Origin of the sequence: Bartonella sp. MU70NMGDW (assembly GCF_042194085.1) — a bacterium.
Lineage (GTDB): Bacteria > Pseudomonadota > Alphaproteobacteria > Rhizobiales > Rhizobiaceae > Bartonella > Bartonella grahamii.
The window spans coordinates 1-1,360 of record NZ_JBHIMK010000306.1 but is presented as its reverse complement, the minus strand read 5'-3'; the positions used below and the strand labels follow the sequence as shown (position 1 = coordinate 1,360).

1 protein-coding gene is annotated in these 1,360 nt (G+C 36.5%); it reads left to right on the top strand.

Annotation, left to right across the window (positions count from 1 at the left end):
• Positions 1 to 219 precede the first annotated feature (219 nt).
• On the top strand, positions 220 to 1,266 hold the full coding sequence (locus tag ACFIKE_RS10640) for a Fic family protein (protein WP_375610735.1): 1,047 nt from the start codon (positions 220 to 222) through the stop codon (positions 1,264 to 1,266).
• Positions 1,267 to 1,360 lie beyond the last annotated feature (94 nt).

Here is a 1,360-nt window from a genome sequence, read left to right as displayed (position 1 = left end):
CCATCTTCAAAAAGAGCCGCATCAAATTTACCTGTCTTTATCCGAGAAACCACCGCATTATGTGAAACACCCATCTTTTTTGCAAACGCACGAACCGATAGACCCTTACGATTCTTCTTATTCATAGTTGCTCCTTGCCTTCTTCACTGCCATAAGAAGTAAGAGTTTACTGTGTTACGAATGATTGACAATCGGGTATAATCGGGTATATATTCCGGTATGAAAACAGATACACTCCAAATTACACAAGAATTGTTGGCTCTCATTGCTGAAATTGATGAGTTCAAAGGGGCATGGCGCGCTCTTGGTACTCTTGCACCTGAGCGATTGAACGCTCTTCGTCATATTGCTACTGTTGAAAGTATTGGATCTTCCACACGCATTGAAGGGAGTAAGTTAACAGACCGCGAAATCGAACAGCTTTTGGTAAACTTAGAAATTAAACGTTTCAAGAGTCGTGATGAACAAGAAGTTATCGGTTATGCCAAGGTTATGGAAACAATCTTTCAATCTTGGAGTGATATTTCTATTACTGAAAATCATATTAAACAACTTCATCGTGATCTTTTGTGTAATAGTGAGAAAGATCAACGACATCGAGGTGAATATAAGACTTTACGCAATGATGTAGCAGCATTTAATTCTCAAGGGAAAATGGTTGGCATTGTTTTTGAAACAGCTACACCATTTGATACACCATACCGAATGCAAGAGCTTATTACTTGGTTCAATAAAACCAATGAATTAAAGGATCTTCATCCTTTACTTACGATTGGTATTTTTAATGTAACATTTTTAGCTATTCATCCTTTTCAAGATGGAAATGGACGTTTAAGCCGTATCTTAACCACCCTTCTTTTGTTACAAAAAGGTTATGTTTATGTACCATATTCATCACTTGAAAGCATTATTGAGAATAATAAAGAAAGCTATTACTTAGCTCTGAATCAGACTCAAAAAACAATTTATACTAAAACACCCAATTGGGAACCCTGGATACTCTTTTTTTTACGTGCTCTACAAAAACAAAAACGCCAATTAGAAATAAAAATAGAGAGTGAAAAAAATGCTCTTTTTTCCTTATCTGAATTGGCTCTTAATATTCTTGATTATGTGCGTAATCACGGACGTGTTACAACTCGCGATATGGTGCGTGAGGTTGGTGCAAGCCCTAATACACTTAAAGTAACTTTTACATCATTAGTTGAAAAAGGTCTTTTGATACGTCATGGTGGTGGACGATCAACTTGGTATAGTGCACCTTAATTTTATTACCTTCTTATCCACCTCCCCATTGTTGAGAACGGGAAGGGGAGATGTGTTTTTAAATTAAGCAACTTTTACGACAGATCTTTCTAAG

Coding starts and splice junctions, on each gene's coding strand:
- ACFIKE_RS10640 (WP_375610735.1), top strand. CDS start 220: ATGAAAACAGATACACTCCAAATTACACAAGAATTGTTGGCTCTCATT.